Genomic DNA, 26,372 nt, shown 5'->3' with positions numbered 1-26,372 from the left:
ATGGAAAACCAAGTAGATTGGTATGCTGACGAGGACTTGCTTGAACTAAATTAAATAAATACCCGTTAACGTCAGTGCTTGATCATTATTGATCACCATAACAACATCAAACATATACATGTTCCCATTAATATCTACTGCTTCTATTGTGCCCTGCCGTGTCCAACTTCCGGTGAATTTAGTTTTCTTGTCATGTTCAAGCATTACAAACCCATCGACCTCCCATTGATCACTATCTGTAAACGCAGTGCCTTGTATTATCTCACCCGTATCCGCACGTGTGTATATTAAGTAAGTAACTATCTCGTCTGCGGATGCAGCTGAGAGTATTGAGATTAATAGGATTGCTGTCCCTAGCTTAAAAAGCACAATGTCTCCACTAAGAGAATGATGACTTATGCAATATCGGCAAGAAATTCTAATGAATAAGCTATTTTCGGCTTAATATGATGTTTTAAGGATGTTAACGGTAATGTTTTATTCCCATATATTGATTTTGATTGTTTTGCAAAATACCATCCCAGCAAATTTCATCACTGAATTTCTCAAGTTTACTCAAGATTGTTATTACATAAATATATAGTTAGAAAATAAGAAAAACCCAGAGACATAAAACGTGAAAAAGATAACAATTGGATTCGATGTTTATGGGACACTGGTTGACCCTATAGAAATAAGCGTCTATTTACAGAGTCTAATTGGTAATAAAGCTATACCGTTTGCAGAGATATGGAGACAAAAGCAACTCGAATATACTTTTCGCCGCGGATTAATGAATCAATATCAAAATTTTGATATTTGCATACAACAAGCTATGCAGTTTGCAGCTGAATGTTTAGATGTAAGTTTCCCAAGCAAAGAAGAAGAAAATCTTCTTAATTTGTATTCGAATCTTAAAGTATTCCCCGATGTAGTTCCCGCATTCGAACTACTAAAACAAAATAACCATACATTGGTAGCATTTTCGAATGGAGTTGAATCGACATTAAATACATTATTATCTAATGCAGGGTTAATCAATTATCTTGCAGACATAATTAGTGTAGACAAATTACAAACTTTCAAGCCAAACCCGAAAGTCTATAGATACCTCGCATTAAAAACAGATGCAGACCCTGCCGATTGTTGGGTTATATCAAGCAATCCCTTTGATGTAATTGGAGGAAAGTCTGCAGGATTAAATGCAGCATGGATACAACGTGATCCGAGCAATATATTTGATCCTTGGGAATATGCTCCTGATATTACAGCAAAAAATTTGGTTGAATTTTCAAAGCTGCTAAATCGATCGAGCCATTCCTAATTACCACGCTTAACACAAGCAGTGTATTTTCAAGCTGCAGTTAATTTATATGTGAATTTCTCACATAAGTACTCGCTAAAAGCAATATTATAGAATTAACCCCTTTCTTTGTAGGCGTGAAACGTTACACTTTATGAACTAATATTTTGATATTCATAAACTTGCCTGGCATATTTAAACTATGGCTATAAATCGTCGAGACTTCCTCAAAGCCTCATGTGCAGCCCCATCATTGCTAACACCATTTTTCCCACAGCTATCAAGCGCGCGGGCTAGCTCACCTTGGATAACGAAACACGGCACCATTAAAATTGGCTTGCTATGGTCATTGAGCGGCCATCTTAGTGTTATTGAAAAACCTTCCCGAGACGTTGGCCTTTATTGGGTAGATAAAATCAATAAAAATGGCGGGGTCGCTGGTTTTCAAATTGAACCCATTGTTGTCGATGCAAGATCGGATATGAAAGCCTATCGAGAAGGCATTCAAAGCTTGATGTTAAAAGAAAATGTGCTTGCAACTTTTGGCGGGTATACCTCTGCAAGTCGACGCGCTGTAATGCCATTAGTTACTTTAAATAATGGATTGTTTTATTATCCAACTTGCTATGAAGGGCGCGAATGCTGGCAACATATAATATGTACTGGTCCAATAGCGAATCAGCACTCTTACGACCTAATCCCTTATATGGTTAAACATTTTGGGCCTAGAGCTTATTTCATTGGCTCAAACTATGTCTGGCCTAAAGAATCTAATCGAAACGCACAACGTTGGCTCGAAAAGTCGAATGGAGAACTGACTGGCGAATCTTATATGCCACTCGGCCAAGCAGGATTTGACCCAATCTTCAAGAAAATAAAAAAACTCCAACCTGATTGGATATTTTCTACTGTAGTTGGAGATTCAGACATATTTCTTAGAAAAGAATATTTTAAGGCAGGTTTTAGTCCAGAAATGTTGCCGACTGCCTCATTAACTACATCTGAAATGGAAGTGAAACTAATGGGTAAGGAATATGGTGAAGGCCATATACTTTCTGCACCCTATTTTCAAAGCTTAAACAATGAAACCAATCAGCAATTTGTTGATGAATTCCTTGGTAGTCAATACGGTGACAGTGGCGTTACGCACTACAATATGGAAGAAACTTATTTGACCTTCCTTTATTTTAAAAAAGCGGTAGAACTACTTGTTAAAGAAGAAGGTGAATCTGCAATTAACCCAATGAAATTACGACAGTACTCTGCTGGGCTAGAATTAACCGATCAAGAATCGCCAGAAGGTGCAGTACGCATAGACCAAAAAAACTTTAACAGTTGGCTCACGCCTAAAATTGGGAAATTTGATGCTACTGGTCAAGTAAAACTATTATCACAACAAGATCAAGCAATACCACCCAACCCATATATTCTCTACCCACAACGCGGCGAATGTTCGACCACTGGCTTACATTTGCCAAATGGTAAAATTGTCAAAGCAGCTTCTTAAATATTCTCAGCCTTTAAATAAGAGATATTATTTTAAGTAAAAAATGAAAAGAAAAGTTAAAAATATTATTAACAGCATGTCAGTTGGACAAAAAGTTCTGACAATTATATTTCTTGAAATTTTTTCTTACTCAGTCGTAACTACAATCGCACTCTCACAAATTAGTTCAGTAGGCAATGTAGTTAAACAAACATCAGACTTATACTTGCCACTATTTAACTCATCCGAATCGATTCGTCATCAAATACAAGATAGCCGACTAAACTTAAAAGACATTATCTTTGTTGGCGATCGCGTGGTCTATGACAAAGAAGCTGAAGAAGCATATATCGCTGCTCGTGGGCGTTACCAAGAAGATCATAGCAACATCAATGAAGAAATTGATTGGGCTGATAAACTCATTACGAAAGCGGCCTCTCAAAAAGATGAACAAAATAACTTAATTAGAGAATATAGCCAGAACTTACTACGTCAACTTTCCAGCCTCAGACAAGCAAGTCGCATTCACAACATTCGTGCCGAAAAAGTATTTCGACACGTGGAAGACGGCTCATTCCTAATGGGAATGGAAATGGTTTCAGATGTTGCAGCAAGCGAAAAAACACTTATTTCTGAACTAGACACACTCGTTAGCGAGCTAAGTAATCTCAACGACGCGTCGGTAGAATATGCAGACCGCGTAGAAAACACTGCATCCAGCTTCACCATACTGGCTTCAATTATCACAATTTGCTTTGTTATCACTGTTTTTTACTATGTTGTGAAAAAAAATATATCTGATCCTTTACATGCGCTTACGGACACTATCAATTCCATTAGTGCTCTGCACAATGTTGAAGATTCATCACTTGAAAAAGAATTAATGTCTCGCGGTGATGAACTAGGAATGGTAAGCCGGAGTTTCAATAAGCTAAAACATGACTTAAGTGCACAAGATAAAAACCTACGTGACGCGAAAGAAGATGCTGAAAAAGCAAATCGGGCTAAATCACAATTCTTAGCTGCTGCAAGTCACGATCTTCGCCAACCACTACATGCCATGCAAATGTATATCACAGCATTGCAACAAAAAATTAAAGACAGAAATTTACTTAAAATTGTTTCAGATATCGACGCAGTTTCCATATCAACTGGACGCTTATTAAATTCTATTTTAGATGTGTCTCAATTGGAAGCAGGTGCAGTGAAACCTCAAATCGAAGACTTTGCTATACAAGAAGTGTTGCACAGGGTGGCACGTAGTTTTCGGCCAATGTCATATCGAAAAGGAATTGCATTGCACATTGTGCCCTCAAGTGTATACGTACGTAGTGACCCAATTTTACTAGAACAAATTATCGGAAACTTTGTGGCCAATGCCATTCGCTATACAGATACAGGCCGTGTCTTATTGGGATGTCGGCGCAGAATGGGAAAACTCTCTATTGAAGTATTGGACACTGGCCCTGGCATACCGAAGCATCAACGTGATGCTATTTTTGATGATTTCCATCAATTGGATAACAAAGAACGCGACCGCGGCAAAGGGTTGGGGCTTGGCTTAGCGATTGTTCGCAGACTTTCTATATGCCTAAATCATCAAATAGAACATTCTTCCGAAGTTAATCAAGGATCGCGTTTTGCAGTGATTGTCGAATTGGGTAACAAATCCACACAGCCTATTCAACCAAGACCCTATGAAACAAACTTATTAGGTTTAAATAACGCTTCTGTCTTGTTGATCGAAGACGATGAGATGGTACTGAATGCAACCACACAACTGCTGGAATCTTGGGAATGCAATGTCATCAGTGCTAAATTTGCACAAGAAGCAGAACGCTTGATATTTGATCCACAAAATATCCCCGACATCATAATTGCTGATTATCGACTACCCGGAAGTGTCAATGGTGTGCAAGCCATCAATAATATTGTTGCAAAACTAGGCTATCCAGTTCCCGCATTTATTATTACCGGTGAAGCGGACACAAGCGAAGTTCGTAAAATTGCAGATCACGGATACCGCGTACTATCGAAACCAGTACATCCCGCCAAATTAAGAGCACTTATCTCTCATTTAATTGTTGAGTCTAATGAAACTTCACAACCTACAGATCAGCTTAAAGTCTCTGCTTCATAAATCATGGGTAGCAATCTGCACAGGTGCTAATCTTAAAGCTCGTCACAAAATTAATTATTTTAATAATAAAAACGAAATTAATCTGGCCTAGATTTAAGAGAACTCTTTATCTCTCTTAATTTGTGCGTACATTGCTACAGCTTCTGTACGATTTTGCACATTTAAGGTTTTAAAAATGCGCGATGAATGCATTTTTACCGTGCCGACGTTTAAACCAAGATCATTAGCAATGTCTCTGTTCGGTTTACCCAATGCCATGAGATCTAATACTTCTAATTGCCGAGGAGTAAGCTGTGCATAGCCCTGCTCTAAAGAATTCCCAAATAATTCTGCTGAATTTGCTTGTTCTTGTGTGGGGTCATCGTTAGAAGAACTTGTACCTAAAACATGTGGCGGAACATAGACTCCTCCAGATAGTACTAATTTAATTGCACTCATCATCACGTCTGGCGATGATGTCTTAGGTATATATCCCATAGCACCCGCAGCCAGTGCACTGCGTATTGCAGCCACATGCTCTCTTGCCGAAACTACTATAATAGGTACCTCGGGCCATTCTTTACAAATTTGCTTAATGCCTTCCATGCCGCTCATGCCCGGCATTAAAAGATCCAGCAATAACAAATCAACAGGCATCCCTTCTTTTAGATACTCTAAAGTTTGCTGAAAATCATTAGTCTCAACAATTTCTACATTCTCTTCAACCAGCTTAACTAATTGAACAAGACCACCCCGCACTAACGCATGGTCATCTGCTACCACAATTCTAAAAATTGAAGAATCCACACTCATAAGAATTAAAAAGAATTCCTGTTGATTATATTGTCTTTAGTCAATGATCTTAATTTCAGATAGCCGTATATCAAGTAGATATACAGTAGTTATTAAGCACGATAATGAGCAAAGAAATTGAATGCAATACATTTCTCAAGTAATTGAAAATTTAATATTTTTAAATCCTCGTATACCTAAAATATAGATGCGTTTTGCCTTGAAATAATTGCTGTTTTACCAACTTTTTTTAGGAGGGTTACCTTCTACAATATCGCAATTCGTCATACTAGATACTTAAGTCAGTATATATTGACCTAATGACTGACATGTGATTCACTATATGCCATAAGTCTATATACTTATGGCCATGTCCTTAAAACAAAACATTTAGAGGCACGACTAACATTCGATTCTAAACAATTCTGAGATTGGCATCCTAGATGCTCTGCGCATACCTACTAGTAGAAACCATGTGAGGCTTTATTGCTGCACAGGCCGCCACTCAAAAGTAAGGAGGATTTATGAAGAAAGATAAGCCTATTAGTAATAAACGAAGAGCGATACTCAAAGGATCTGCTGCCGGTGCTGCCGGTGCTGCTTTTGGCTTCCCGTCGTTTTTTGTTAAAAATGCATCAGCGGCTGCACCTTGGATCAAAAAAGGTGATAAAACCATTAAAGTGGGATTGCTTTGGTCCGCTACTGGAAATTTAGCAGTAATAGAAAACGACTCAACTCAAGTTGCACTGTATGCAATTGATGAAATCAATGCCGCGGGTGGTGTTGCTGGAAAAATGATTGAGCCCGTTGTAATTGATGCAAAATCAGATATTAAAGTTTATTCAGAAAAAATTAGTCAATTGATCTTAAAAGATCGAGCGATTTCTGTTTTTGGTGGCTACACTTCAGCGAGCCGTCGCGCGGTTGCGCCAATAGTGATGGCACGTGATCATCTTTTCTATTATCCAACCTGTTATGAAGGTCGCGAGTGTACCCAAAATATTATTAACACTGGCCCTCTAGCGAATCAGCATTCATTTGACTTGATTCCATTTATGGCTAAAGAATTTGGTCCTAAGTGTTATTTAATTGGTTCTAACTACATTTGGCCAAAAGAGTCTAATAAGAATGCCAAAGTTTGGTTGGAACGCTCAGGTGGCGAAATTGTAGGTGAAGACTATGTGCCACTAGGTGGTTCAGAATTCACACCTATTTTCAATAAAGTACGTCAAGCCAAACCAGACTTTATCTTCTCAACCGTTGTGGGTGATTCAGATATCGCCATGCACAAGCAGTTCTTACAAGAAGGCTTTAAGTCAGACAAGTTGCCTATCGCTGCACTGACTACAGGTGAAATTGAAATTCGTGCCATGGGAGCCGAAGCGGGCGCAGGCCATTTCCTTTCTGCACCATACTTCCAAACATTAGATAATCCTGTTAACCACAAATTTGTGGATGGCTATCTAAGTAGTAAATACGGCGGTGGCGGTGTAACCCACTACAATATGGAAGAAACCTATCTATCACTATACGTATGGAAGTATGGTTTAGAGAAGGCACTAGCGAAGACTGGAAATATCGAAGACATTACTCCACGCATGATTCGTGATGTGTCTGGCGGTATAGCCGTTGAAGATGATGTGTCGCCTGAAGGTAAAATTTGGATTGACCCTGACAACTTTAATTGCTGGCTCAAGCCAAAAATTGGACAGTGTCAAAGTGACGGCCAATTCAAGATTGTGAAAGCTGCTGATGAGCATGTTGCACCGGATCCGATGTCAATTTATCCGGAACGCGGCGTATGTAAAGCAGATGGCCTGCACACTCCAGACGGTAAAGTTAAAACAAACGTGCTTTAACTGACCTTGATTCGTGTGAGTAGCGACTAAAGATAAATTCAATTATCGTTACTCACTTCGATCAAGAATTGTCTTATCGTCTCTAACTATTAGGGACGATAAATTAGACATGCAATGAGAATTATAATTATTAGTTGCGTGTACGAAAAATAATAAGCTTAGAAAGCTAAACACTGTTAATTGTTATCATGTATTAACAGGTAAGTTTCAGGAGGAAATTAGTTAATGAGCATTCATGATTTTTGGACCCCCTTTTCTCTCTATCCATTTCTAAATGCATTGTTTATTGGCATTAGTCTTGCCAGTATTTTTTTCATTGCAGCATTAGGGCTGACGATTATTTATGGTGCGATGGGTGTCATTAACATGGCGCATGGTGAATTTATCATGTTAGGTGCTTATACAACTTACGTATTCCAACAATTTTTAGGTGTTCCATTTCTTCTCTGTCTGCCCATAGCATTCATTGTGCTTGCACTGATTGGTTGGGCGATTGAACGAGGGATCATACGAACGTTATATCAACGACCACTAGACACATTATTAGCTACTTGGGGGCTATCGCTAATTTTAATTCAAGGTATTCGTTTAATATTCGGTGGCCAACCTAAGTATGTGGCGGTACCAAAATTTCTAGATTTTCAAATAGAAGCCAACTTTATTCATTTATCTGGAGTCCGTCTCTTCATTATTATTTTTGCAATACTCATAGGTGCTGCAACTTGGTTCTTATTGTACAAAACTACTCTAGGTGTTCGAGTCCGTGCAGTAATGCAAGACAAAGAAATGGCGGCCTCGTTTGGAATCGATGCTAATAAAATTTACAGCATAACTTTTGCATACGGTGCGGGCTTAGCAGGCGTGGCAGGCGCATTGTTTGGAGCACTGAAAACGTTATTCCCAGACATGGGAAGCGGCTACATTGTCGAGGCATTTTTAGTCGTAGTAGTGGGAGGTATAGGGCTGGTTGGCAGTATGTTTAGCTCCGGCATTCTTGGGGAATTGAGCTCAATATTCTCATATTTTACCAATGAAACCTTCGCGCGGTTCATACTGTTCACATTAATTGTTGTGTTTCTTAGATTCCGACCACAAGGTTTGATTACAGAAGGTGCAACTCGGCGTTAAGCAAAGATTCTAACTCAGAACATGGAGAAAATAATAATATGAATGGGAATCTTTATCACAATCGTAAAGCGCAATGGGCAATTTATATTGTGGTATTTGTGTTACTTGCGCTAGTACCGTTTGTATTTGATAACCCATTTAATTTAAATCAATTTGCACGCTATCTAATATTTTCGATAACCGCAGTTTCGGTATCGTTAGTGTGGGGATACGGTGGAATCCTAAGTTTAGGTCAAGGTATCGCATTTGGTATGGGAGCCTATGGTATGGCTGCCACAATGCAGATGCAGTTTCAAGATCCAGAAAATGATCCTATACCCACGTTCATGTTAACCAACGAATTAGAAAAACTACCTCTAGTTTGGGAGCCGTTTTGGTCTACACCCATAGGCTTAGCCTTAGCATTAGGCGTCCCAACATTATTCTTTTTATTTTTCGGATACATGATGTTTCAAGCGCGAGTAGTCGGCGTGTTTGTGGCCATCATGACTTTAGCTATGCTTGCAGCTTGGTACAGCGTGGTATATGACATGCAGCCATTTACCGCAGGATTTAATGGTATTTCTCCACCTAATGCTTTTGAAATTTTTGGTACATCGATTGATCCTTATAGTGCGACCGCGTATTGGATATGTGTGGCATTCCTGGTAATTCTCACACTAAGTACCAAGTTTTTGTTAGGCACAAAATTTGGACTGATCGTACAAGCGATGCGAGACGATCCCGAACGCGCACGATTTTTAGGTTACAGCGTGGCCTACTATCAAACTGTGTTATTTACAATTTCCGGTTTTATCGCCGCATGCGCAGGCATTTTATGGGTCATGGTCACTCAATACGTATCCCCTACTTCAATGGAAATTATGTTGAGTATTTCTATGGTGATTTGGGCGGCGGTGGGTGGTCGCACCTCGTTACTCGGTGCCATTATAGGGGCATTTCTGATTAATCTGGGACAAAGCTATGCGGGTGATGAATTCCAGCAACACTGGCTGATTATCCTGGGGGTTGTATTCGTTATTGTTGTGCTATTTCTTCCAAAAGGTCTTACAGGTTTATTTGAATCAATTTTAGGAAAATTTTCTGGTAATAAAAATGGAGCTGACAGTAGCACTGGGCAAAATTCATAATGGCAATACTTGAGCTTAAGGAAGTTACAAAAACATATAACGACTTTTCTGTCGTTAAGGGATTTAATTTTAATGTCAATGAAGGTGAGCTTCGCTGTTTGATTGGACCAAATGGTGCTGGAAAAACAACATCATTAGATTTAATTACAGGCCGACAAAAGCTTACCTCTGGAACTGTTCATTTTGATGGCAAAAATATTTCCAAGCTACTTGAAAGAGATATTGCAGTCTTAGGCGTGGGCCGGAAATTTCAAGTACCTGCTGTATTTAAGGAGCTAACTGTACGAGAAAATTTTGAAGTGTCGCTAACTGATAAAATTGGCCCCTTTCAAAACATGAATCCGTTTACTAAAAAGCGTAGCCGAAAACACTTTAATGAAATTATCGAATTAGCTGGCCTGGGTAATCGTCTCGATACTACTGCAGGGTTTCTCTCCCATGGTGAAACACAGTGGCTTGAAATTGGCATGGTATTAATGCAAAAACCACGACTTTTGTTGATGGATGAGCCCACCGCAGGAATGACCGAACAAGAAACCGAAAAAACTTCAGAAATTTTTAAAGAACTTAAAGGCGAACATACTCTAATTGTAGTTGAACACGATATGTCTTTTGTGAAAAGTATTGCAGATGTGATCTCAGTCATGCACCAAGGCAGCATGCTCGCTGAAGGAACCTTATCTGAGATAGAACAACACCCCAAAGTTAAAGAAGTATATCTCGGCACAGAAGGAATTAACTAGCATGCTAGAACTAAATAATGTTACTTCCTATTATGGAAAGACCCCTATCCTTCACGATATAAATATATCGATGCAAGAAGGTCAATGCCTATGTGTTCTGGGTAGAAACGGTGTAGGCAAAACGACATTGCTACAAACCATTATGGGCCTTACCACGAGCATGACGGGCTCACTAAAAATTAATAACCAGGACTTTGCTAGTCAACCGACCCATGCACGCGCGCATGCAGGATTAGGCTATGTCCCGCAAGGTCGTCGGATTTTAGGAAAATTTAGTGTGCGAGAAAATATTGTGCTTGGTACCTTCGCACGTAACGACAAAACCAATACGCTACCTGAATCCTGTTTGAAACTGTTTCCCTATCTGGCAGATAATCTTGATAAACGTGCTGGCCTACTATCAGGCGGACAACAACAGCAACTTGCCGTAGCAAGAGCCTTAGCAACGGATCCAAAAGTGTTATTACTCGACGAACCCACAGAAGGTATTCAGCCTAATATTGTGGAAGAAATTCAAAACACCTTACACCACTTAAATAAAGACATGGGTATGACGCTAATCTTGACTGAGCAGCACATCAAAATTGCTAAAAAATTAGCGGACTTATTTATCATCATGGATATTGGACGCATTGTTGCGCATGGCCCGATTAGTGAACTCACAGAAGAACTTGCACATAAGCACCTGACTATTTAATTACCTTATAAGAACTGATTAACGATTCTGCTAAAGCCAGTTATAAGTTACCTCTAGTATCTATTTGATTAAATTACATTCTGTTAATTTAGTGTTGTCGAGTTATTGAATGATTCAACCTCCTCTCCGAGCCTTCTTTTTTACACCTCGATCGAAACCGATAGTTCCTAGTAACTGCATATTCATAGACCTCTTATATTGACCTATAAGTCAATATATGATTCACTTATGGTCATAAGGCAGTAGACCTTTGGCCATATTTGCCCATAATAATATTTTTGGTTGCTTATGAAATTTCGGCATCCAAAAGTCTGAGGACCAAACTTTTTTATTCAAATATTTTTAAACCATCACTACAACTCATGCAATGTGCGGAGGAAGAAAAATGATATCAATACCTAAAAAAGGAACTCCCGAACGCGAAAGACTTATCGCAACTCATAAGGAATGTATCGAATCTATGAAGGGTGTACCTGGCTGCACCATCATGAAGTGTGAAACTCAAGGCGACACCACCGATATTTCAGGTGGATTTCAAGAAGACCCATTACTAAATAAAGTTCTAATCCGCATGCGAACAGCCATGCCAGGAAATTTTGGTGGGAAATTAGTTGTGATCTGTACAAAAGTTGAAAAAGAATGGCGTATTGGACGTCTTGCAGGTGTTCGTGGAGTTCCACCAACCTTTGTTGGCAAAAAAGTTTATGACAATGAACAAGATCCGCAGCACGATATCTTCTTAATGCGACTGGATGAGTTAGATGAAGAGGATGGGTATCCAGAGCACTTTAATGAAGGTTGGAAACGCCGTAACGATAATTGGACAGTAACCTAAATAACGGCTTACGCACTATAAATAAAAAAATAATTTATTTGAGGAGAACATAATATGTGTGCAATGAGATTAACGGGTTACGCTGATAAGTTTGGCGTCCACCCTGGAGATACAATTAAATTCCACGTGAATTGTGACGGACCTAAAAAATATGATTGCCAAATCGTAAAAATGATTCATGGCGACACAAATCCACGCGGTCCAGGTTTTATTGAAAAGAAAGTTTCTGCAAAATGTAATGGGGATTACAAAGGCAGACCGCAAACTATCTATAGTGGTTCGTATGGTTACACAGATGACTTTACTCACTTTCAAGTTGAATCTTTTACCATGCAATGTTGGATTTGGCCGACTACGCCGAAAACGCACCCAAAGTATTGGCGTCATGGTGCACAAGGTTTAATGACAAAATGGGCTAATGGAAAAGGCTATGGATTATTTATCAATGAAGATGGATGCTTAGAGCTCCGTATCAACAACAAAAAAATTGCCACAGGTGCTCCCATTCGTGATCATGCATGGCATTTTGTTGCAGCCACGTTTGATGCGAAAACAGGCAAGGCAACGCTGTATCATGAACCGCAAATTCAGTATGCCTTGGACCCAGATATCCCACCGGTCACTGAAAAAATTAGCGGTAAAATACAACACACAGAGGGGGTTCCTTTCGCAGTAGCCGCATACGCTGACGGCGCAAGTTCAAATGCCCAAGCACAAGCTTCACGCCCTGCAGGGATGATCATGACGGGCCATTACAATGGCAAAATTGATAGCCCAAGGCTTTGTAGACAAGCATTAAGTCGTCAAGATATTGAAACCATGAAACTTGGTGCACAACCCGGATTAACCGAACGCAGACATAGCGGACCTACCGGCCCATTATCTGAAGCCATTGTAGGTGCATGGGATTTCTCAGATGGAATTAACACCATGGTAGGTATGGATCATGGTCCATATTTATATGATTTAGAAATTGTAAATTGCCCTACTCGAGCAATGACAGGATATAACTTCTCAGGTCACAACTTTGATTGGAAACACGCGCCAGAAGAATACGGTGCAATCCATTTTCACGATGACGATGTCGATGATGCACGTTGGGATGTTGATTTCGAATGGGATGTGCCAACAGGCATGGACAGTAAGTTCTATGCTGCAAAACTCACCACGGATTCCGGTGACGAAGAATACATTCCGTTTTGGGTGGCACCACATGTAGGCGAAGAGACCGCTAAAATTGCTTACATGGTACCGACGATTAGTTATATGGCTTACGCAAACGAGCACCTTGCAAACAATGCAGGTGGTGCAGAATTGTTAGTGTACCGTGTACCGATTATGCAAGACCAAAATATGTTCTTAAGCGAACATCGTGAGTATGGTGGCTCCATTTATGATACTCACACAGATGGTTCTGGTTTGTGTTTGTCTTCAAGACTAAGACCAATTCTAAGTATTCGTCCGAAGTACGATCACTTCTTAATGCAAGCTCCGTGGCAATACCCTGCTGATCTACACATGATCTATTGGCTAGAAGAAATGGGCTATGATTATGATTGTATTACCGATGAAGATGTAAGCTACGATGGTTTGGCACGACTTGAGAATTACAATGTTGTAATTACCGGCTCACACCCTGAGCACAACAGCGGACCACAACTGGATGCACTACATAACTATACGCAACAAGGTGGACGCTTGATGTATATGGGTGCAGACGCTTGGTATTGGATCCATTCCTATCACCCTGCTTATGAAGATTTGGGTCGTGGCATCGTTACTGAAATGCGACGTTGCGAATCCGGTATTCGTACTTGGCGCGCAGACCCCGGTGAATACTATCACCAAGGGACTGGTGAACTAGGTGGCATGTGGCGTTATCGCGGTCGTTATTTACACTCGGTTGCCGGTACAGGAATGTCATCAGAAGGATTTGATATTTCTTCCTACTATTCACGAACCTATGAAAGTAAAGATCCTCGTATATCTTGGGCATTTAATGGCATCGACTACGATGAGAAAATCGGAAACTTTGGCTTAGTGGGCGGCGGTGCTGCAGGTACTGAACTCGACATTGTCGACACCATGTTAGGTTCACCCCCACACACATTAGTCGGCGCTACTTCTGCGGGACGTCATACTGAAGCTTACCTATTAGTAATGGAAGACTATGGGTTTAGCCAACAAGGTATTGATGGTACTCAACATCCACGCGTGCGATCCGATATTGCTTTCCATGAAACACCGAACGGTGGTGGTTGTTTCGCATTTAGTTCAATCGCTTTTTGTGGATCGTTGCCATGGAACAACGGTAAGAACAATATTTCTACATTAGTTGGAAATGTTCTGGACCGCTTCATGAAAGATGGTCCATTACCAGCTGCACCTAAGAGTGCTTACATCCATCGTGGACGTGCCGATCACGATCCAGCGATGAATAAGAAAGCAAAGTAAGGCTTAGTACTTTTGCAATATATTCGCTTATTTAGGTAAGTCGAATTATTTCAAAAATGTGTAAACCTCCGAGGCGTCATTGACACAATGAAGTGTCAATGACGCTCAAGATAATAGAATTATAATAACGTGGGTGGTGCAATATGGAATTTCATCCAGACATGGGTTTTGTAGAAGATGGTGTTGATTTCACCAACAAAGACTTATATAAATCTTCTAGCCTACCCTTTGGACAAGCAACGATACTTCCACCCTTTTCATATCAATCAAAAATTTTTAGTGAATTAGAGGACGAAAAACTCTGGACACGCAATTGGATAGCCGTAGGATTCACGAATGAAATCCCAAATGCCGGAGACCTTCTACCTTTCACTGTAGGACACCACGGCATACACGTACAACGACAAGATGATGGAAGTTTAATAGGTCGATTCAATAAGGCCCAACATGGCGGATGTCGCGCCGTACCGCTTCAATGCCAAACCGGCAAGAAAACCAAATGCTCTTTTACCTCTTGCGGTTACAGCCGTGACCGAAATGTTATTCGCGTGGAAGAAATTGGTGAAAACACCCCCACCATGCATCAATATTTAGGACTAATCCCTGAGCGATTACTGCCGGTAAAAGTAGAAGTGTTAGGCTCAATCATATTTATCAATCTAGATCATGAATGCAACAATCTTGCAGATGAATACTCTATTGTCGCAAACAATATTGAATCAATATTAAATAAAGACTTTTCATTACAAAATAATGAATGGCTTGAATGCAGCTCAAATTGGAAATTTGCTGGACGTGCCTTTTTTGACGGAAATAATATAAGCAACAACTTATCAAATAGCGACGTTGAACAAGCTTATAACTGCTTTATGACCCCAAGCCTTTCTATCCATGATATCGACCTAAATTTAGAAAACGCCATTGAAAATGACATGGAAAATATACAACTATGTTGGCTATTTCCTAACTTAGTGCTTATTCAGCATCTGGATTTTCTTGTAAGTGTAATTCTGCAACCCACAAGCATGGGTGAGTGTACTTTACGCACTTCGTTATATGCAAAAAAAGAATCTAATAGTGATGCATCACAAGTTCCAGAGTTCTTGCGAGCCTACATTCAATCGGTTACAACCAAAGCACAACATATGCAAAGTCAAGCAGATGAATTAACTGCACCCGGCGCCCCAGAGCTTAAAAATAACATGATTCCGATTGAAACGAATTTAGCAGGTCATTCTTTTCATTGTTACATAACTGAAATAATTGAAACAGAACATGATTATTACTGGAATGCTCCACTTTATAGTAACAATATCGCACGTTAGTAATTACTAAAGACTAAAATAATAATAAAGAACAAAAAATGGAAAACCGAAAGGAAAATAATATGAGCCAAGCACGTCAAGCATATAACAATGGTGATTATGAAAAAGCACATGAAATTTGGCTAATACAAGCCGAAGAAGGCAATCCTGAAGCACAAGCTTGGCTTGGTTCTTTATATGCTAATGGCGACGGAGTAGATGTCGATGATAAAAATGCGTTGACCTGGTACGAAAAAGCGGCTGAACAAGGCTACTCGATGGCACAAGCAAACGTAGGTGCAATGTACTATATGGGCCAAGGTGCAAATAAAAACGTTGATAAAGCAATTAAATGGCTATCAGCAGCCGCTGAAAATGGCGATGTTAATGGCCTATTTAATTTAGCGGTTATTTATACCAAAGGTGAAGGAGTTGATAAAAATCCAGAGCGCGCTGCTGAGTTATATCAACAAGCGTCTGAGCTTGGACATTACCCATCACAGTCACGACTAGGTTACATGTATGCACATGGCCAAGGTGTGGAAAAAGATCGTATAAGAGCTTATTTATGGCTAAGCCTTGCTGCACAGCATGGCATTGGCACCGCACTTAGTGAACTCGAATCAATCGTGAAAAGTATGTCTGCGGAAGAAAAAGCTATGGGAGCAACACTATCGGAACAATGGCGCAACAAGACAGGTGCCAACAACATGCAAGTAGCCATACAACCCACACCTTCCAATTAAATAACTGCCTATTAGTTATATGATTTATAGCGTACAACAAATCAAATTTGAAATTCTTGCTTATATAAAAGAATTTGGTGGTGATTTTAATGACTGGTATGTTGGTATAGCAGCCGACCCTAAAGGTACACTGTTTCAAACACATAAAGTACATCAAGAAGATGATATATGGCTTCATAAACAGGCACTCACTTTTACGGCCTGCAAAACCATCCAAAAATATTTTTTAGAAATCTTAAAAACAGATGGCGAAGCTATTTCTGAAGGTGACGAAGATACGGATTGTGTCTATCTCTATAAAAAAAGTAATCATACAATTCCTTGATAAATTATTTTATCAACATGTATATATTAAGTTTACAATGCATAAGAGAATTAAATACTTTAAATACAAGATTCTTTCCAGGGTTGGTTCAGGATAGTGATTCAGTCACTTAGGTAAACAAGAATGAGCGTTACAGTCAAGAAAGCTGTAACCACATTAGTAGCAGTGATGCTATTAACTCTCATTACAGTTCTAATTGTCATGGCAATTAGACCAATTCCTCTTCCATTTCTATCAAGTTATATAAAAAATCAACTAGACAACCGCTTTCATGCTTACTATGTTGATTTTGACAATGCTCAAACTCGCTGGCGGCCTATCGAAGGAACTTTAGAATTTCACTTAAGCTCTACGCGTGCGTTGGATTATGGTGAAAATCTGCTTGCTTCAGTTCCGAAAGTATTAGCTGAAGTAAGTATTAAATCCATTTTTACCCAGCCACTAATAATTCAAAACATAGAGATTCAAAACCCAAGAACCAGTTTTATTCGCACTGCTGGTGGTGCATTAAAATTTGATATGGGTAATACAGATGATGGATCTTCAGGAAGAGTGCTAGAAACAATTCTTATTAGCTTAGCTACAAACTCAACAGCATCATCCATTACGGAAGAAACTCTTACAAATCTTCGAATCGTCAATTCCGACCTCACTCTAAGTGATGAAATAACAGGATCATTAATACGTATACCTAAAGCAAACATAACCTTAATGCCTGATACAGAAGGTATCGGTTGCGAGTATGACTTTAAAGTTTTTGCACGAGGTGAATATTTGCATATATCTGGAAACTGTTTGTATATGACAGCAAGTGAAAATTTTAATCTACTAGTAAATCTAGACGAAGTTCGACCTGCATTACTTACTGAAATTTCACCACAATTTTCTTATCTCACTCCATTGGAAGTAAGGCTATCCGGGATTGTGGAGCTTGAGCTAGATAAGCTTCTAAATGTAAATAAAGCAGAATTTGATCTTGTTAGCAAGAAAGGTACATTAGAACTCGCTGACTACTTCGGTAAAAATATAAATATCAATGCTCTTAAATTAATAGGTAAAGCATTAAATGATTTTTCACATGTCGAATTAGACACTGTTGTTGTGGCTTTAGAGAATGCAAAAGCAGAAGGAAGTGCCCTTTTCTTAACAGATGATGAAAATCTAGATTTCAAATTAACCGCTTTTCTGACAGGCTCTTCAGTTACTGCCTTGCTACCCCAATGGTTTGCATACTTAGACACTGAAGACTTGGATTGCATTAACAATTCACCTTCAAGTGCTTATAATCGATCATCGTTAGCTCTAAATGGCATCTATAATATTGAGTTACATCAGATTAATGCATCAGGAAAAATATCTTGCTTAGATCAAAAGCTTGCTGATAACAGCATGCAAGAATTTATGATGGATGGGAAAGTTAACGCACCTAATTTGACAACAGTCCAATAGTTACAAGTTATTGTGCACAAATATTATCAGACACACTAATTTTTTAATGTGTTATTCGAATTTTCTAGGCACATTTTCCAGGCAATGGTATACCGGTGGCCTCAGACGCATCTTCAGTAATCGCACTCAAGTCTTCTGGTTCCACATTATATAAATTTGTTTTCCCAGTGCAACGAGCCATCATAGAGGCTTCACCTAGATTAGCCTTAACAATATTGACCAGTCCTTGAACACGATCAGTATCGGAATAATTTGAGCTAAATACCATTTTATCATTATTAATTTCGCCACCCATAGCAAGTCCAGCACATACGCCCATCACTACTACATTTGCACCTAAACCAATTAACTTTGCGGCATCAGTACCAGATCGCACACCGCCAAAGTATACAAGCTCGACTACCTCTTCTTTTTTCATTTTGCGCAATATACGGATTGCATCTCGCAAAATACTAAAGTCTGGCGAAGCAGCTAATTCTGACCAAGCACTACCTAAATTTCCTGTGCTATCTAATACTAAGATATCATGCTCATTCTCCAGCGAGCAGATAATCGCTTGCTCAAGATCATTTGCATTAGAAACGACCAAACCCACAAGTTGGCTGTCTACAGCAGGTGTTAATCCGACTGGCTCTTCGCCTTTATCTAAGTGATAAACATATCCAGCTGTATTTTTTGTTTGCTCTGATAACGACGTACTTAACTGTAACCAATTCGTGTCTTTACCTGGATCCTTGTGTCCAAGATACGGGGTTACAGATATGGCACATCCTTGACTCATTGCCTCGAAAATTTCTTGTGCTTCATTATCAAAACCCGTTACCAAAAATGGATGATGCATCTCAAGTTTATTGGCCAGGTCGGTATTGACATTACATGCTTCACGATAAGGATCGATTACTAGACGCGATAAATTTGCTGGTAGAAACACTAAATCGTCTAAACTAGGTGCACGACTTTCTGGAAATGGATTGGTACGAGTTCGTAATCGTTTCTGCAACATAGATTTTAGTTTCATATGATCTGCAGGATTGGTACGTGCCATAGAAAAAATATCTTCACGATGCGCTACCGAATAATCTGGAGAACCTGTTTCAGCATCACAACGATAACAACGTGCAGCCTCATTACGCGCAGTATCCCAATCATAAGTAGACTCTATTTCGGGAAAACTAACCGGGTCTTCGCCAACCCCAAAAAATTCAGGATGATGTGGACTAAACTTTTCCCATTTAATATCTTGTGCTACTGGAACTCTTCGTGTTCGAAACGGTGTTCGGTATGGAATTGGATCTTCGATATCATTTAGGAACGATTTCACATAGTACGCAGCACGTTGGCCATGTTGCATCGCCATAACAATTGTTGAGCCGCCAAATGCACCATCTCCAGCTGCAAAAACTTTTGCGTCTTTAGTACGCATGGTGTCCCAGTCTGTATGCACACGATCGACATCCATCAAATTATGGTTTTCCAAATCGTCGCATATGCCTTTTTGACCCACTGCAGCAATCACCATTCCACATTCAATGTCGTGCTCGCTTCCCTCATCAATTTTAGGCTGAAGACGCTCATCTTCACCCTTTTCGCCTAATTTCGTCTTCACACATTTAAGACTTAACGTGCCATTATTTTCTTCAACCGCAACTTGTTGTGTGAAATAAATAAACTCAATGCCTTCTTCGATCGCACCTTCAAGCTCTATCTTTCTGGCAGGTATTTCATCTGGCCCACGACGGTAAATAACTTTTACATTCTTACACCCAGGTAATCTTAATGCCGCACGACACGCATCCATTGCAACGTCACCACCACCCACCACCACGACGGTTTCCGGTAGTGTTGGTCGCTCACCCGCATTTACATGACGCAAAAAACTTACGCCATCGATAACTTTTTCGTTACCTTCTTCGCCTGGGATGCCCATCGGTTTGCCCCACCAAGAACCTATAGTTAACAACACTGCATCATGCTTAGCTTTGAGTTCATCTAATGAAACTTCTTTGCCAAGACCCGTATTTAAATGAATGTGTAAATCTGGGAAGCGTTTCAGCAAACGATCAATATCTTCTTCTATTATGCCGGGGGGCAATCTAAATGCAGGTATCCCCCAAATCATCATGCCACCTAATCGATCTGTCATTTCATATACATGCACTTCAAACCCTGCATCACATAATTCGTGTGCAGCCGTAAGACCCGCAGGACCTGAACCTACAATGGCAACCGTTTTTGACTGTATTGCTTTAACAGGTGTTGGTTCATACGTAGAACCTAATTTATCCATCACGAATCGTTTTAAGTTGCGTATTTGTAATGGTCCATCACTATCCACACGCCGGCAAGCTGGCTCACAGGGTGCGTCACATACACGACCACAAATAGAACTAAAAGGATTGGTTGCCGTTATCGCTTCAAATGCTTCTTCAAACTTCCCTTCCCAAATATAACCGATGTATGAAGGCGCATCGGTTCCTATAGGACATGCAACTTGGCACGGTGCGGGAACATAATTTACATCTGCTGTGTGATCTTCATAATCGGGTGGCACATCAGGCATTAAAATGCGATTAATATCATAAACAGCGCTCATACTGCTGCCCTCACTTTGATGTCGATATTTGCATCTCCATATTGAGGTTCATATGGCAAACCAGTCATTGCAGCGGCCTCTGGCGTTAACGCCACTAAATCATCTCGACTAAATTGTGTTACATCGTCATACCCTAGTTCGTTTGCAATGGTTGCAATCTGCCAACGCACGCTTTCTAAAAAGCGATGAATGTTTTGTGCTTCCACTTCAGGTTCATAACGTTTCTCATGCTCAGGATCTTGTGTGGCAATTCCAGTTACACATTGGCCTACATGACACTGCATGCACGCTATGCAACCTCCCGCAATAATGGTTGAAGTTCCTAAAGCTATCGCATCGGCACCCAAACACAATGCCTTCACTGCATCTACTCCATCACGAATTCCGCCCATAACAACAACTTGAATATCATCACGTCTACCAATTTCTTCTAACGCACTCAGTGCTTCAATAATTGCAGGCAACGTTGGTATCCCTACATAGTCAATAACTTCTGCACTTCCAGCACCCGTCGAACCTTGCATCCCATCGAGCTCAACAAAGTCAAAACCATCCTTTACTGCAATTTTTATATCGTCACGCACACGACCTGCGCCTAATTTAATACTTACCGGTAATCGATATCCTGTGGCTTCACGTAACTCTTCTACTTTAATTACTAGATCATCTGCACCTAGAATATCTGGATGCCGTGAAGGTGAACGCAAATCAATGCCGGCTGGTATACCTCTAATTTTGGCAAGTTCTGGCGTCACTTTTTTAGCCATCAGCTGCCCACCTAAACCAGGCTTTGCCCCTTGGGAAATATAAATCTCTAAACCATCTGCACGATTCATATCATGGATATTCCAACCCAATCTCCCTCCAAGCATTTGAAATATTAGTTGTTTTGCTGCACCGCGTTGCGCATCACTCATGCCTCCTTCACCAGTATTCTCAGCGATATCTGAAAGCGTTGAAGCAAGTCCAATAGCTCTTTTAGTAGAAGCGCTCAGTGCGCCATAGCTCATAGGCGCAATCATTACCGGCATACTTAATTTAAGAGGTTGAGCACCGTTAATGCCGCCAATTTCAGTACGCATTTTTACTTTAGAGACAACATCAGCATCGCCACCAGCAAGAGATAAATCTTTTCTAAATGCAATGTCAGAAAAATGCGGTAACGGTCGTGCGCCTCCATAGCCACGAATTCGATATCGTCCAATTTGTGACTTAACATATAAGTCTTCTTGTATTTTTGGATTCCAGTAATCAGATGCGCCAGAAAATGAGAAAAATGGGATGCTACGCATTTGCTGTTCAGAGGTTGCGTAGCGTAGCTTCTTACCCGCATTAACAACTTTTTGAAAACTTCCTTTAAACGGAATTTTATAATGCTCAAGAAATTCCATTACCTCATCAATTTCTGCACTATCAATATCAATGAGCTCAGCGTCAGAACCTAAATTTTCAACTTTACCGGCTACAAATATTTCACCAGCAGACATGTCTTCGCCAACTTTTTCACCAGAGTCACCTAAGATAATGATACGCCCGCCATACATCATGTAACCGGCCATAAAATTTGCATTGCCTGCACAGCACAAAGTTCCCGCTTTCATCACCTGGCCAGCACGTGAACCCATGTTGCCACGAATAACAATTTCAGCTCCACGAATTGCAACTCCAGGTATTGCACCCGCATTGCCTCCAACCACCACTGAACCGGAATACATATTGTCGCCCACACCCCAACCAACGTTGCTCTCCACTTCAAAATTAGCAGCATCACTTAGCCCTGCACAGAAATAACCTGCAGAACCTTTAACTTTTACTGTAATGGGATGAATTAAACCAACGCCAATATGGTGGCGTGCATCAGGATTGATTACTTCGACATCTTCTCCGTCTTTACCACTTTGTCGAATTTTTTCATTACCTTCTCTTACGGAAGTTTTCCCTAGATCGATCGTGACCATGTGTTATAGGTTCCTGGTGGTGGTTCTTTTGTATTGAGCGCTTGCCCTGGGAATAATTTATTGAGTGAAACTTCTTCAGAAGCAATGGCAACCATATCCTCAGTTTCATACATCACCATAGGCTTAACGGCCAAGTGATCTTTTGCATAACCAATTTCATCTTCTGTAGAAACAAGAAATGAAAACGTGCCATCTAGATCTTCAATTGAAGTTTTTAGCGCTTCTTTTAATTTAATTCCTTTTGATAGTTTATCGGCAAGATAAACTGCAATGAGCTCACTATCGTTATCCGTACGAAATTCATAATCACGTTGCTCAAGGCGCCTACGCATTTTCCAGTAATTAGTGATTTGCCCATTGTGCACGATAGCAACATCAGCAAATCCCGTGGCCCAAAATGGGTGCGCAGCTTCGGGTTTAACGTCTGACTCAGTTGCTAAACGCACATGACCTAAGCCATGAGAACCTTTATATTGTCGTATGTCATAGCTCGCATCTACATCTTCTGCACTTCCGACATCTTTAATAATATCTAAGCTATTGCCGATAGAAATCACTTTTGCAGCTTGATCAAGTGCGTAAGAAAATTTTTGGATATCGCCAGAATAGTTAACCGTTGCACGGTAGGTTTCCCCAATATGCTCATCTTCGATTATAGAAGCGCTATTTTCTTTCAATGATTTCTTAATTTGAGTTATGGCTGCCACACCTATCTCACCTTGACCTACTAATAATCTAAGCTTGAGCGTATTTTTTTGAGCATCACCATATAAAGCAAAGCCTGTAGAATCAGGACCGCGATGTTGGCAACCATTGAGCATATCTACTAATGCCTCACCGGTTTTAAAATCCGACGAGTCCTTAAGCATAATGCCTGCTATGCCGCACATATATTATTCCTTATATAACGATTAATGAGGCACCGAATGACCCAGCGCGGAACATAGTAATGCTGTGTCACAGTAGTGCTTATAAGTATTTAACTTACCATCCTTAGCGGTCCAAAGATGTATTGTTTCCACCTCAACATCTTGGCCAGACTTGGTCGCTTTGGTTCGGTATAAAGCTTGAACAATAATATTTTCACCATCTACTTCAATGTATTTTTGTGGGTTGGCTTCCCAAAAATCAAAGTGATTCCCTAGCTTGTCAAAAAACTCTAGAGAAGCTGGCAATCCATTTTGATCTCCTCCATAGGGAAACCCAGGCATTATTCCAAAGATAAAATCATCAGATAAAACTTCTGAAAGCTCACCTCCACTATTTACAAGCTCGTAAAAACGTTCAGCTAATTGTCTAATATTTTTACTCATATTCTATTACCCTTTATTAGTGCGCTCTTTGTTTATTATTGTGAATCCATGCGATTAACGTAGACGTATTCATGTTAATAGCTCTTATAAAATATACTCGGATATGTGGTCATAAGTATATATAAGGATATATACTTATGACTAGTATAAAAATATATATAAATATTACTTATGTATAGTATGTGTATATTTAATCGCTTAAATAGCGCATTTTTAAGGAAATAAGCGGTTATGGCTTAAGAATATTTGCCTAACTTGAATATCTGCCAACAATAAAAAAAATGAACATCAGATGATACAAATTAACCAAGTTCTTGGTCATTCACATGACTCGAACCTATCGAGTCAACTTCACGATTTATCACACCATAATAAAGTCGAATATATTGTTTTAGATCATGCAAATTTACAGCGTCGACGATTCCGCACTCAAACGGATCAAGGTACAGATTGCGCAGTAACCATATCGCGTGACAACAAACTATCTAATGGCGCTGTTTTATTATTAGAAGATGACCGCGCTATTGTTGTAAAAATGGCTGAAGACCAGTGGCTATCACTTCACCCTAAAGATATTTCCAACGCAATTGAGCTTGGCTACTTTGCTGGCAATATGCATTGGCGCGTTAAGTTTGAAAATGAACGCCTTGATATTGCGCTTGAAAGCCCTAAAGAAATTTATCTTGATCGATTAAAAGATTTCTTTGCGCAAAATAAAATTACTCTTATTTAGCCATGACTGAAGAAGAGCAAATACTCACGCTTTTACAACATGGCGATAGCTTCTTCCCATCAGGTGCGGTGTCATTTTCTTGGGGATTGGAAATGTTAAACAATGACCAGGTCATCACTTCGATTAAGGAGCTCGATAATTTTATTGAAAACCAGCTAATTGAAAGATGGGGACCCTTTGAGCGTGTTGTTTTGGCTCACACCTATGATCATGCCAACAATATCGAGAATAATATCGAACATATTATTTCTATTGATAAACTCGTTGAATGCATGACATTAGCGACTGAGTTAAGAGAGGGATCTAAAAGATTAGGTTCTGCTCTATTAACGACTTACCAACAACTAAACAACCCGACAGCAGATCAATACCTCAAACTAAGTTATGAAGGCAAAGCGCCCGGCCACTTACCTATTGCTCAAGCTCTAATCTGGAGTTCACTAGGCTTGTCTCGCAACTCTGTTTTGATGCTATCCGCATATAACTTTTGTGTTTCTGTATTAAGTGCTGCGTTGCGACTGGGGATAGTCGGTCATATTGATTGTCAAAATAGTTTAACTACATTTCGTCAACTAATTACCGAGATTTTAACTTGGCCTATTCCCGCTATAGAAGAAATACACGCCTTCACCCCGTTTGCCGATATTGCTTCGATGCGTCATGAATATTCTGAAACAAGACTATTTGCAAACTAAATAATTATTATTAAAAAGATTCGGAGATAAACCATGCTACTCACACCCACTGAATTAGAGCGTTTAACAATTTACACTGCAGCCGAACTTGCAAGAAAAAGAAGAAATAGAGGATTGAAATTAAATTATCCTGAAGCAACCGCCATTATCGCTGATGAAATATGTGAAGGTGCAAGAGATGGTCGAAGCGTTGCAGAAATGATTAGTTATGGTTCGACATTACTCACTACTGACGATGTCATGCCTGGTGTAGGAGACATGATGCATATGCTTCAAGTTGAAGCCACCTTCCCTGATGGCACCAAGTTAGTCACTGTGCATGAGCCAATTCGATCAGGTAAAAAGAAGACAAAAGAGAATATCGTACCTGGAGAAATTATATCTGGAGAAGGTGATATAAAAATTAATGCAGGTAAGCGTTCAATTAAATTAAAAGTACTTAATACAGGTGATCGCCCAGTACAAATTGGCAGCCACTTTCACTTTTTTGAGGTCAATCCAGAATTAGACTTTAAGCGTAAAGATGCATTTGGGAAACACTTAGACATTCCTGCGGGTACTGCAGTGCGATTTGAGCCAGGTGAAAGTAAGGAAGTACAACTGGTTAAATTTGGCGGTGCAGGTGAAGTACATGGCTTAAACAGCTTAACCAATGGTTCAACTACTAGCGAAGTTAAAAAACAAGAAGCCTTGCTACAAGCTAAAAATCGTGGATATAAAGGGGCATAACA

23 protein-coding genes are annotated in these 26,372 nt (G+C 39.9%); 17 read left to right on the top strand and 6 right to left on the bottom strand.

The window, feature by feature from the left end; genetic code table 11:
• Nucleotides 1-45: 45 nt before the first annotated feature.
• Nucleotides 46-369 (bottom strand): hypothetical protein, encoded by a 324-nt coding sequence (locus GKR92_01695; GenBank protein ID QMU60479.1) that lies wholly within the window; start codon nucleotides 367-369, stop codon nucleotides 46-48.
• Nucleotides 370-616: 247 nt separating this feature from the next.
• On the opposite strand from GKR92_01695, the gene GKR92_01690 reads away from it, so the two are divergent.
• The 3 genes from GKR92_01690 to GKR92_01680 all read left to right on the top strand — a co-directional run bounded on the left by GKR92_01690 (nucleotide 617) and on the right by GKR92_01680 (nucleotide 4,908).
• Complete coding sequence (locus GKR92_01690; GenBank protein QMU60478.1) at nucleotides 617-1,303, top strand: haloacid dehalogenase type II; 687 nt, start codon at nucleotides 617-619, stop codon at nucleotides 1,301-1,303.
• Between the two features lie 181 nt (nucleotides 1,304-1,484).
• The gene (locus GKR92_01685) at nucleotides 1,485-2,789 is read left to right on the top strand and encodes a transporter substrate-binding protein (GenBank protein ID QMU60477.1); all 1,305 of its coding nucleotides are present in this window, start codon (nucleotides 1,485-1,487) and stop codon (nucleotides 2,787-2,789) included.
• 43 nt (nucleotides 2,790-2,832) lie between these two features.
• Nucleotides 2,833-4,908 (top strand): response regulator, encoded by a 2,076-nt coding sequence (locus GKR92_01680; protein ID QMU60476.1) that lies wholly within the window; start codon nucleotides 2,833-2,835, stop codon nucleotides 4,906-4,908.
• Between the two features lie 93 nt (nucleotides 4,909-5,001).
• On the opposite strand, the gene GKR92_01675 is transcribed toward GKR92_01680, so the two are convergent.
• On the bottom strand, nucleotides 5,002-5,700 hold the full coding sequence (locus GKR92_01675; protein QMU60475.1) for a response regulator: 699 nt from the start codon (nucleotides 5,698-5,700) through the stop codon (nucleotides 5,002-5,004).
• Nucleotides 5,701-6,203: 503 nt separating this feature from the next.
• On the opposite strand from GKR92_01675, the gene GKR92_01670 reads away from it, so the two are divergent.
• From GKR92_01670 to GKR92_01620, 11 genes are all read left to right on the top strand, one after another.
• Complete coding sequence (locus GKR92_01670; protein ID QMU60474.1) at nucleotides 6,204-7,538, top strand: transporter substrate-binding protein; 1,335 nt, start codon at nucleotides 6,204-6,206, stop codon at nucleotides 7,536-7,538.
• Nucleotides 7,539-7,763: 225 nt separating this feature from the next.
• Complete coding sequence (urtB, locus tag GKR92_01665) at nucleotides 7,764-8,666, top strand: urea ABC transporter permease subunit UrtB (GenBank protein ID QMU60473.1); 903 nt, start codon at nucleotides 7,764-7,766, stop codon at nucleotides 8,664-8,666.
• 38 nt (nucleotides 8,667-8,704) lie between these two features.
• Nucleotides 8,705-9,796 (top strand): urea ABC transporter permease subunit UrtC, encoded by a 1,092-nt coding sequence (gene urtC / locus GKR92_01660; GenBank protein QMU60472.1) that lies wholly within the window; start codon nucleotides 8,705-8,707, stop codon nucleotides 9,794-9,796.
• Nucleotides 9,796-10,539 (top strand): urea ABC transporter ATP-binding protein UrtD, encoded by a 744-nt coding sequence (gene urtD / locus GKR92_01655; protein QMU60471.1) that lies wholly within the window; start codon nucleotides 9,796-9,798, stop codon nucleotides 10,537-10,539. Before urtC ends, urtD begins: the two co-directional genes overlap by 1 nt.
• Nucleotide 10,540: 1 nt before the next feature.
• Nucleotides 10,541-11,236 (top strand): urea ABC transporter ATP-binding subunit UrtE, encoded by a 696-nt coding sequence (gene urtE, locus GKR92_01650; GenBank protein ID QMU60470.1) that lies wholly within the window; start codon nucleotides 10,541-10,543, stop codon nucleotides 11,234-11,236.
• A gap of 385 nt (nucleotides 11,237-11,621) precedes the next feature.
• The gene (locus GKR92_01645) at nucleotides 11,622-12,071 is read left to right on the top strand and encodes a N,N-dimethylformamidase, small subunit (GenBank protein QMU60469.1); all 450 of its coding nucleotides are present in this window, start codon (nucleotides 11,622-11,624) and stop codon (nucleotides 12,069-12,071) included.
• A 54-nt stretch (nucleotides 12,072-12,125) separates the two neighbouring features.
• The gene (locus tag GKR92_01640; protein QMU60468.1) at nucleotides 12,126-14,525 is read left to right on the top strand and encodes a LamG domain-containing protein; all 2,400 of its coding nucleotides are present in this window, start codon (nucleotides 12,126-12,128) and stop codon (nucleotides 14,523-14,525) included.
• Between the two features lie 143 nt (nucleotides 14,526-14,668).
• Entirely contained in the window at nucleotides 14,669-15,850 is a 1,182-nt protein-coding gene (locus tag GKR92_01635; protein ID QMU60467.1) for a ring-hydroxylating oxygenase subunit alpha, read from the top strand.
• A 38-nt stretch (nucleotides 15,851-15,888) separates the two neighbouring features.
• Nucleotides 15,889-16,575 carry a sel1 repeat family protein gene (locus tag GKR92_01630; protein ID QMU60466.1) on the top strand — a complete coding sequence of 229 codons (687 nt, stop codon included), beginning with the start codon at nucleotides 15,889-15,891 and terminating at the stop codon, nucleotides 16,573-16,575.
• Nucleotides 16,576-16,594: 19 nt separating this feature from the next.
• Nucleotides 16,595-16,900 (top strand): hypothetical protein, encoded by a 306-nt coding sequence (locus GKR92_01625; protein QMU60465.1) that lies wholly within the window; start codon nucleotides 16,595-16,597, stop codon nucleotides 16,898-16,900.
• Nucleotides 16,901-17,023: 123 nt separating this feature from the next.
• Complete coding sequence (locus GKR92_01620; GenBank protein QMU60464.1) at nucleotides 17,024-18,349, top strand: hypothetical protein; 1,326 nt, start codon at nucleotides 17,024-17,026, stop codon at nucleotides 18,347-18,349.
• Nucleotides 18,350-18,413: 64 nt separating this feature from the next.
• Here the strand turns inward: GKR92_01620 and GKR92_01615 are convergent, their stop codons facing one another.
• From GKR92_01615 to GKR92_01600, 4 genes are read right to left on the bottom strand one after another with little or no spacing between them, the layout of a single operon-like run.
• Nucleotides 18,414-20,909, bottom strand: a complete 2,496-nt coding sequence (locus GKR92_01615) for an NAD(P)-binding protein (GenBank protein QMU62680.1) — start codon at nucleotides 20,907-20,909, stop codon at nucleotides 18,414-18,416.
• Nucleotides 20,910-20,938: 29 nt separating this feature from the next.
• Nucleotides 20,939-22,900 (bottom strand): glutamate synthase, encoded by a 1,962-nt coding sequence (locus GKR92_01610; GenBank protein ID QMU60463.1) that lies wholly within the window; start codon nucleotides 22,898-22,900, stop codon nucleotides 20,939-20,941.
• Complete coding sequence (locus GKR92_01605) at nucleotides 22,882-23,790, bottom strand: amidophosphoribosyltransferase (protein QMU60462.1); 909 nt, start codon at nucleotides 23,788-23,790, stop codon at nucleotides 22,882-22,884. The genes GKR92_01610 and GKR92_01605 overlap by 19 nt, the downstream gene beginning before the upstream one ends.
• 21 nt (nucleotides 23,791-23,811) lie before the next feature.
• Nucleotides 23,812-24,213: a hypothetical protein gene (locus GKR92_01600; protein ID QMU60461.1), complete on the bottom strand. Its 402-nt coding sequence runs from the start codon at nucleotides 24,211-24,213 to the stop codon at nucleotides 23,812-23,814.
• Between the two features lie 292 nt (nucleotides 24,214-24,505).
• On the opposite strand from GKR92_01600, the gene ureE reads away from it, so the two are divergent.
• The 3 genes from ureE to GKR92_01585 are packed head-to-tail and all read left to right on the top strand — an operon-like array spanning nucleotide 24,506 to nucleotide 26,370.
• Entirely contained in the window at nucleotides 24,506-24,946 is a 441-nt protein-coding gene (gene ureE, locus GKR92_01595) for an urease accessory protein UreE (protein ID QMU60460.1), read from the top strand.
• A 2-nt stretch (nucleotides 24,947-24,948) separates the two neighbouring features.
• On the top strand, nucleotides 24,949-25,641 hold the full coding sequence (locus GKR92_01590; GenBank protein QMU60459.1) for an urease accessory protein UreF: 693 nt from the start codon (nucleotides 24,949-24,951) through the stop codon (nucleotides 25,639-25,641).
• 33 nt (nucleotides 25,642-25,674) lie between these two features.
• Nucleotides 25,675-26,370 carry an urease subunit gamma gene (locus GKR92_01585; GenBank protein QMU60458.1) on the top strand — a complete coding sequence of 232 codons (696 nt, stop codon included), beginning with the start codon at nucleotides 25,675-25,677 and terminating at the stop codon, nucleotides 26,368-26,370.
• Nucleotides 26,371-26,372 lie beyond the last annotated feature (2 nt).

This window comes from Gammaproteobacteria bacterium (genome assembly GCA_014075255.1).
In the GTDB taxonomy this organism is placed as follows: domain Bacteria; phylum Pseudomonadota; class Gammaproteobacteria; order UBA4575; family UBA4575; genus JABDMD01.
This window is presented reverse-complemented; position numbering and strand designations above follow the sequence as displayed.

Coding starts and splice junctions, on each gene's coding strand:
- GKR92_01630 (QMU60466.1), top strand. CDS start 15,889: ATGGAAAACCGAAAGGAAAATAATATGAGCCAAGCACGTCAAGCATAT.
- urtC (QMU60472.1), top strand. CDS start 8,705: ATGAATGGGAATCTTTATCACAATCGTAAAGCGCAATGGGCAATTTAT.
- urtE (QMU60470.1), top strand. CDS start 10,541: ATGCTAGAACTAAATAATGTTACTTCCTATTATGGAAAGACCCCTATC.
- GKR92_01620 (QMU60464.1), top strand. CDS start 17,024: ATGAGCGTTACAGTCAAGAAAGCTGTAACCACATTAGTAGCAGTGATG.
- GKR92_01635 (QMU60467.1), top strand. CDS start 14,669: ATGGAATTTCATCCAGACATGGGTTTTGTAGAAGATGGTGTTGATTTC.
- GKR92_01585 (QMU60458.1), top strand. CDS start 25,675: ATGCTACTCACACCCACTGAATTAGAGCGTTTAACAATTTACACTGCA.
- GKR92_01615 (QMU62680.1), bottom strand. CDS start 20,909: ATGCCTGATGTGCCACCCGATTATGAAGATCACACAGCAGATGTAAAT.
- GKR92_01645 (QMU60469.1), top strand. CDS start 11,622: ATGATATCAATACCTAAAAAAGGAACTCCCGAACGCGAAAGACTTATC.
- urtB (QMU60473.1), top strand. CDS start 7,764: ATGAGCATTCATGATTTTTGGACCCCCTTTTCTCTCTATCCATTTCTA.
- GKR92_01605 (QMU60462.1), bottom strand. CDS start 23,790: ATGTGCGGCATAGCAGGCATTATGCTTAAGGACTCGTCGGATTTTAAA.
- GKR92_01600 (QMU60461.1), bottom strand. CDS start 24,213: ATGAGTAAAAATATTAGACAATTAGCTGAACGTTTTTACGAGCTTGTA.
- GKR92_01685 (QMU60477.1), top strand. CDS start 1,485: ATGGCTATAAATCGTCGAGACTTCCTCAAAGCCTCATGTGCAGCCCCA.
- urtD (QMU60471.1), top strand. CDS start 9,796: ATGGCAATACTTGAGCTTAAGGAAGTTACAAAAACATATAACGACTTT.
- ureE (QMU60460.1), top strand. CDS start 24,506: ATGATACAAATTAACCAAGTTCTTGGTCATTCACATGACTCGAACCTA.
- GKR92_01675 (QMU60475.1), bottom strand. CDS start 5,700: ATGAGTGTGGATTCTTCAATTTTTAGAATTGTGGTAGCAGATGACCAT.
- GKR92_01640 (QMU60468.1), top strand. CDS start 12,126: ATGTGTGCAATGAGATTAACGGGTTACGCTGATAAGTTTGGCGTCCAC.
- GKR92_01680 (QMU60476.1), top strand. CDS start 2,833: ATGAAAAGAAAAGTTAAAAATATTATTAACAGCATGTCAGTTGGACAA.
- GKR92_01610 (QMU60463.1), bottom strand. CDS start 22,900: ATGGTCACGATCGATCTAGGGAAAACTTCCGTAAGAGAAGGTAATGAA.
- GKR92_01625 (QMU60465.1), top strand. CDS start 16,595: ATGATTTATAGCGTACAACAAATCAAATTTGAAATTCTTGCTTATATA.
- GKR92_01590 (QMU60459.1), top strand. CDS start 24,949: ATGACTGAAGAAGAGCAAATACTCACGCTTTTACAACATGGCGATAGC.
- GKR92_01670 (QMU60474.1), top strand. CDS start 6,204: ATGAAGAAAGATAAGCCTATTAGTAATAAACGAAGAGCGATACTCAAA.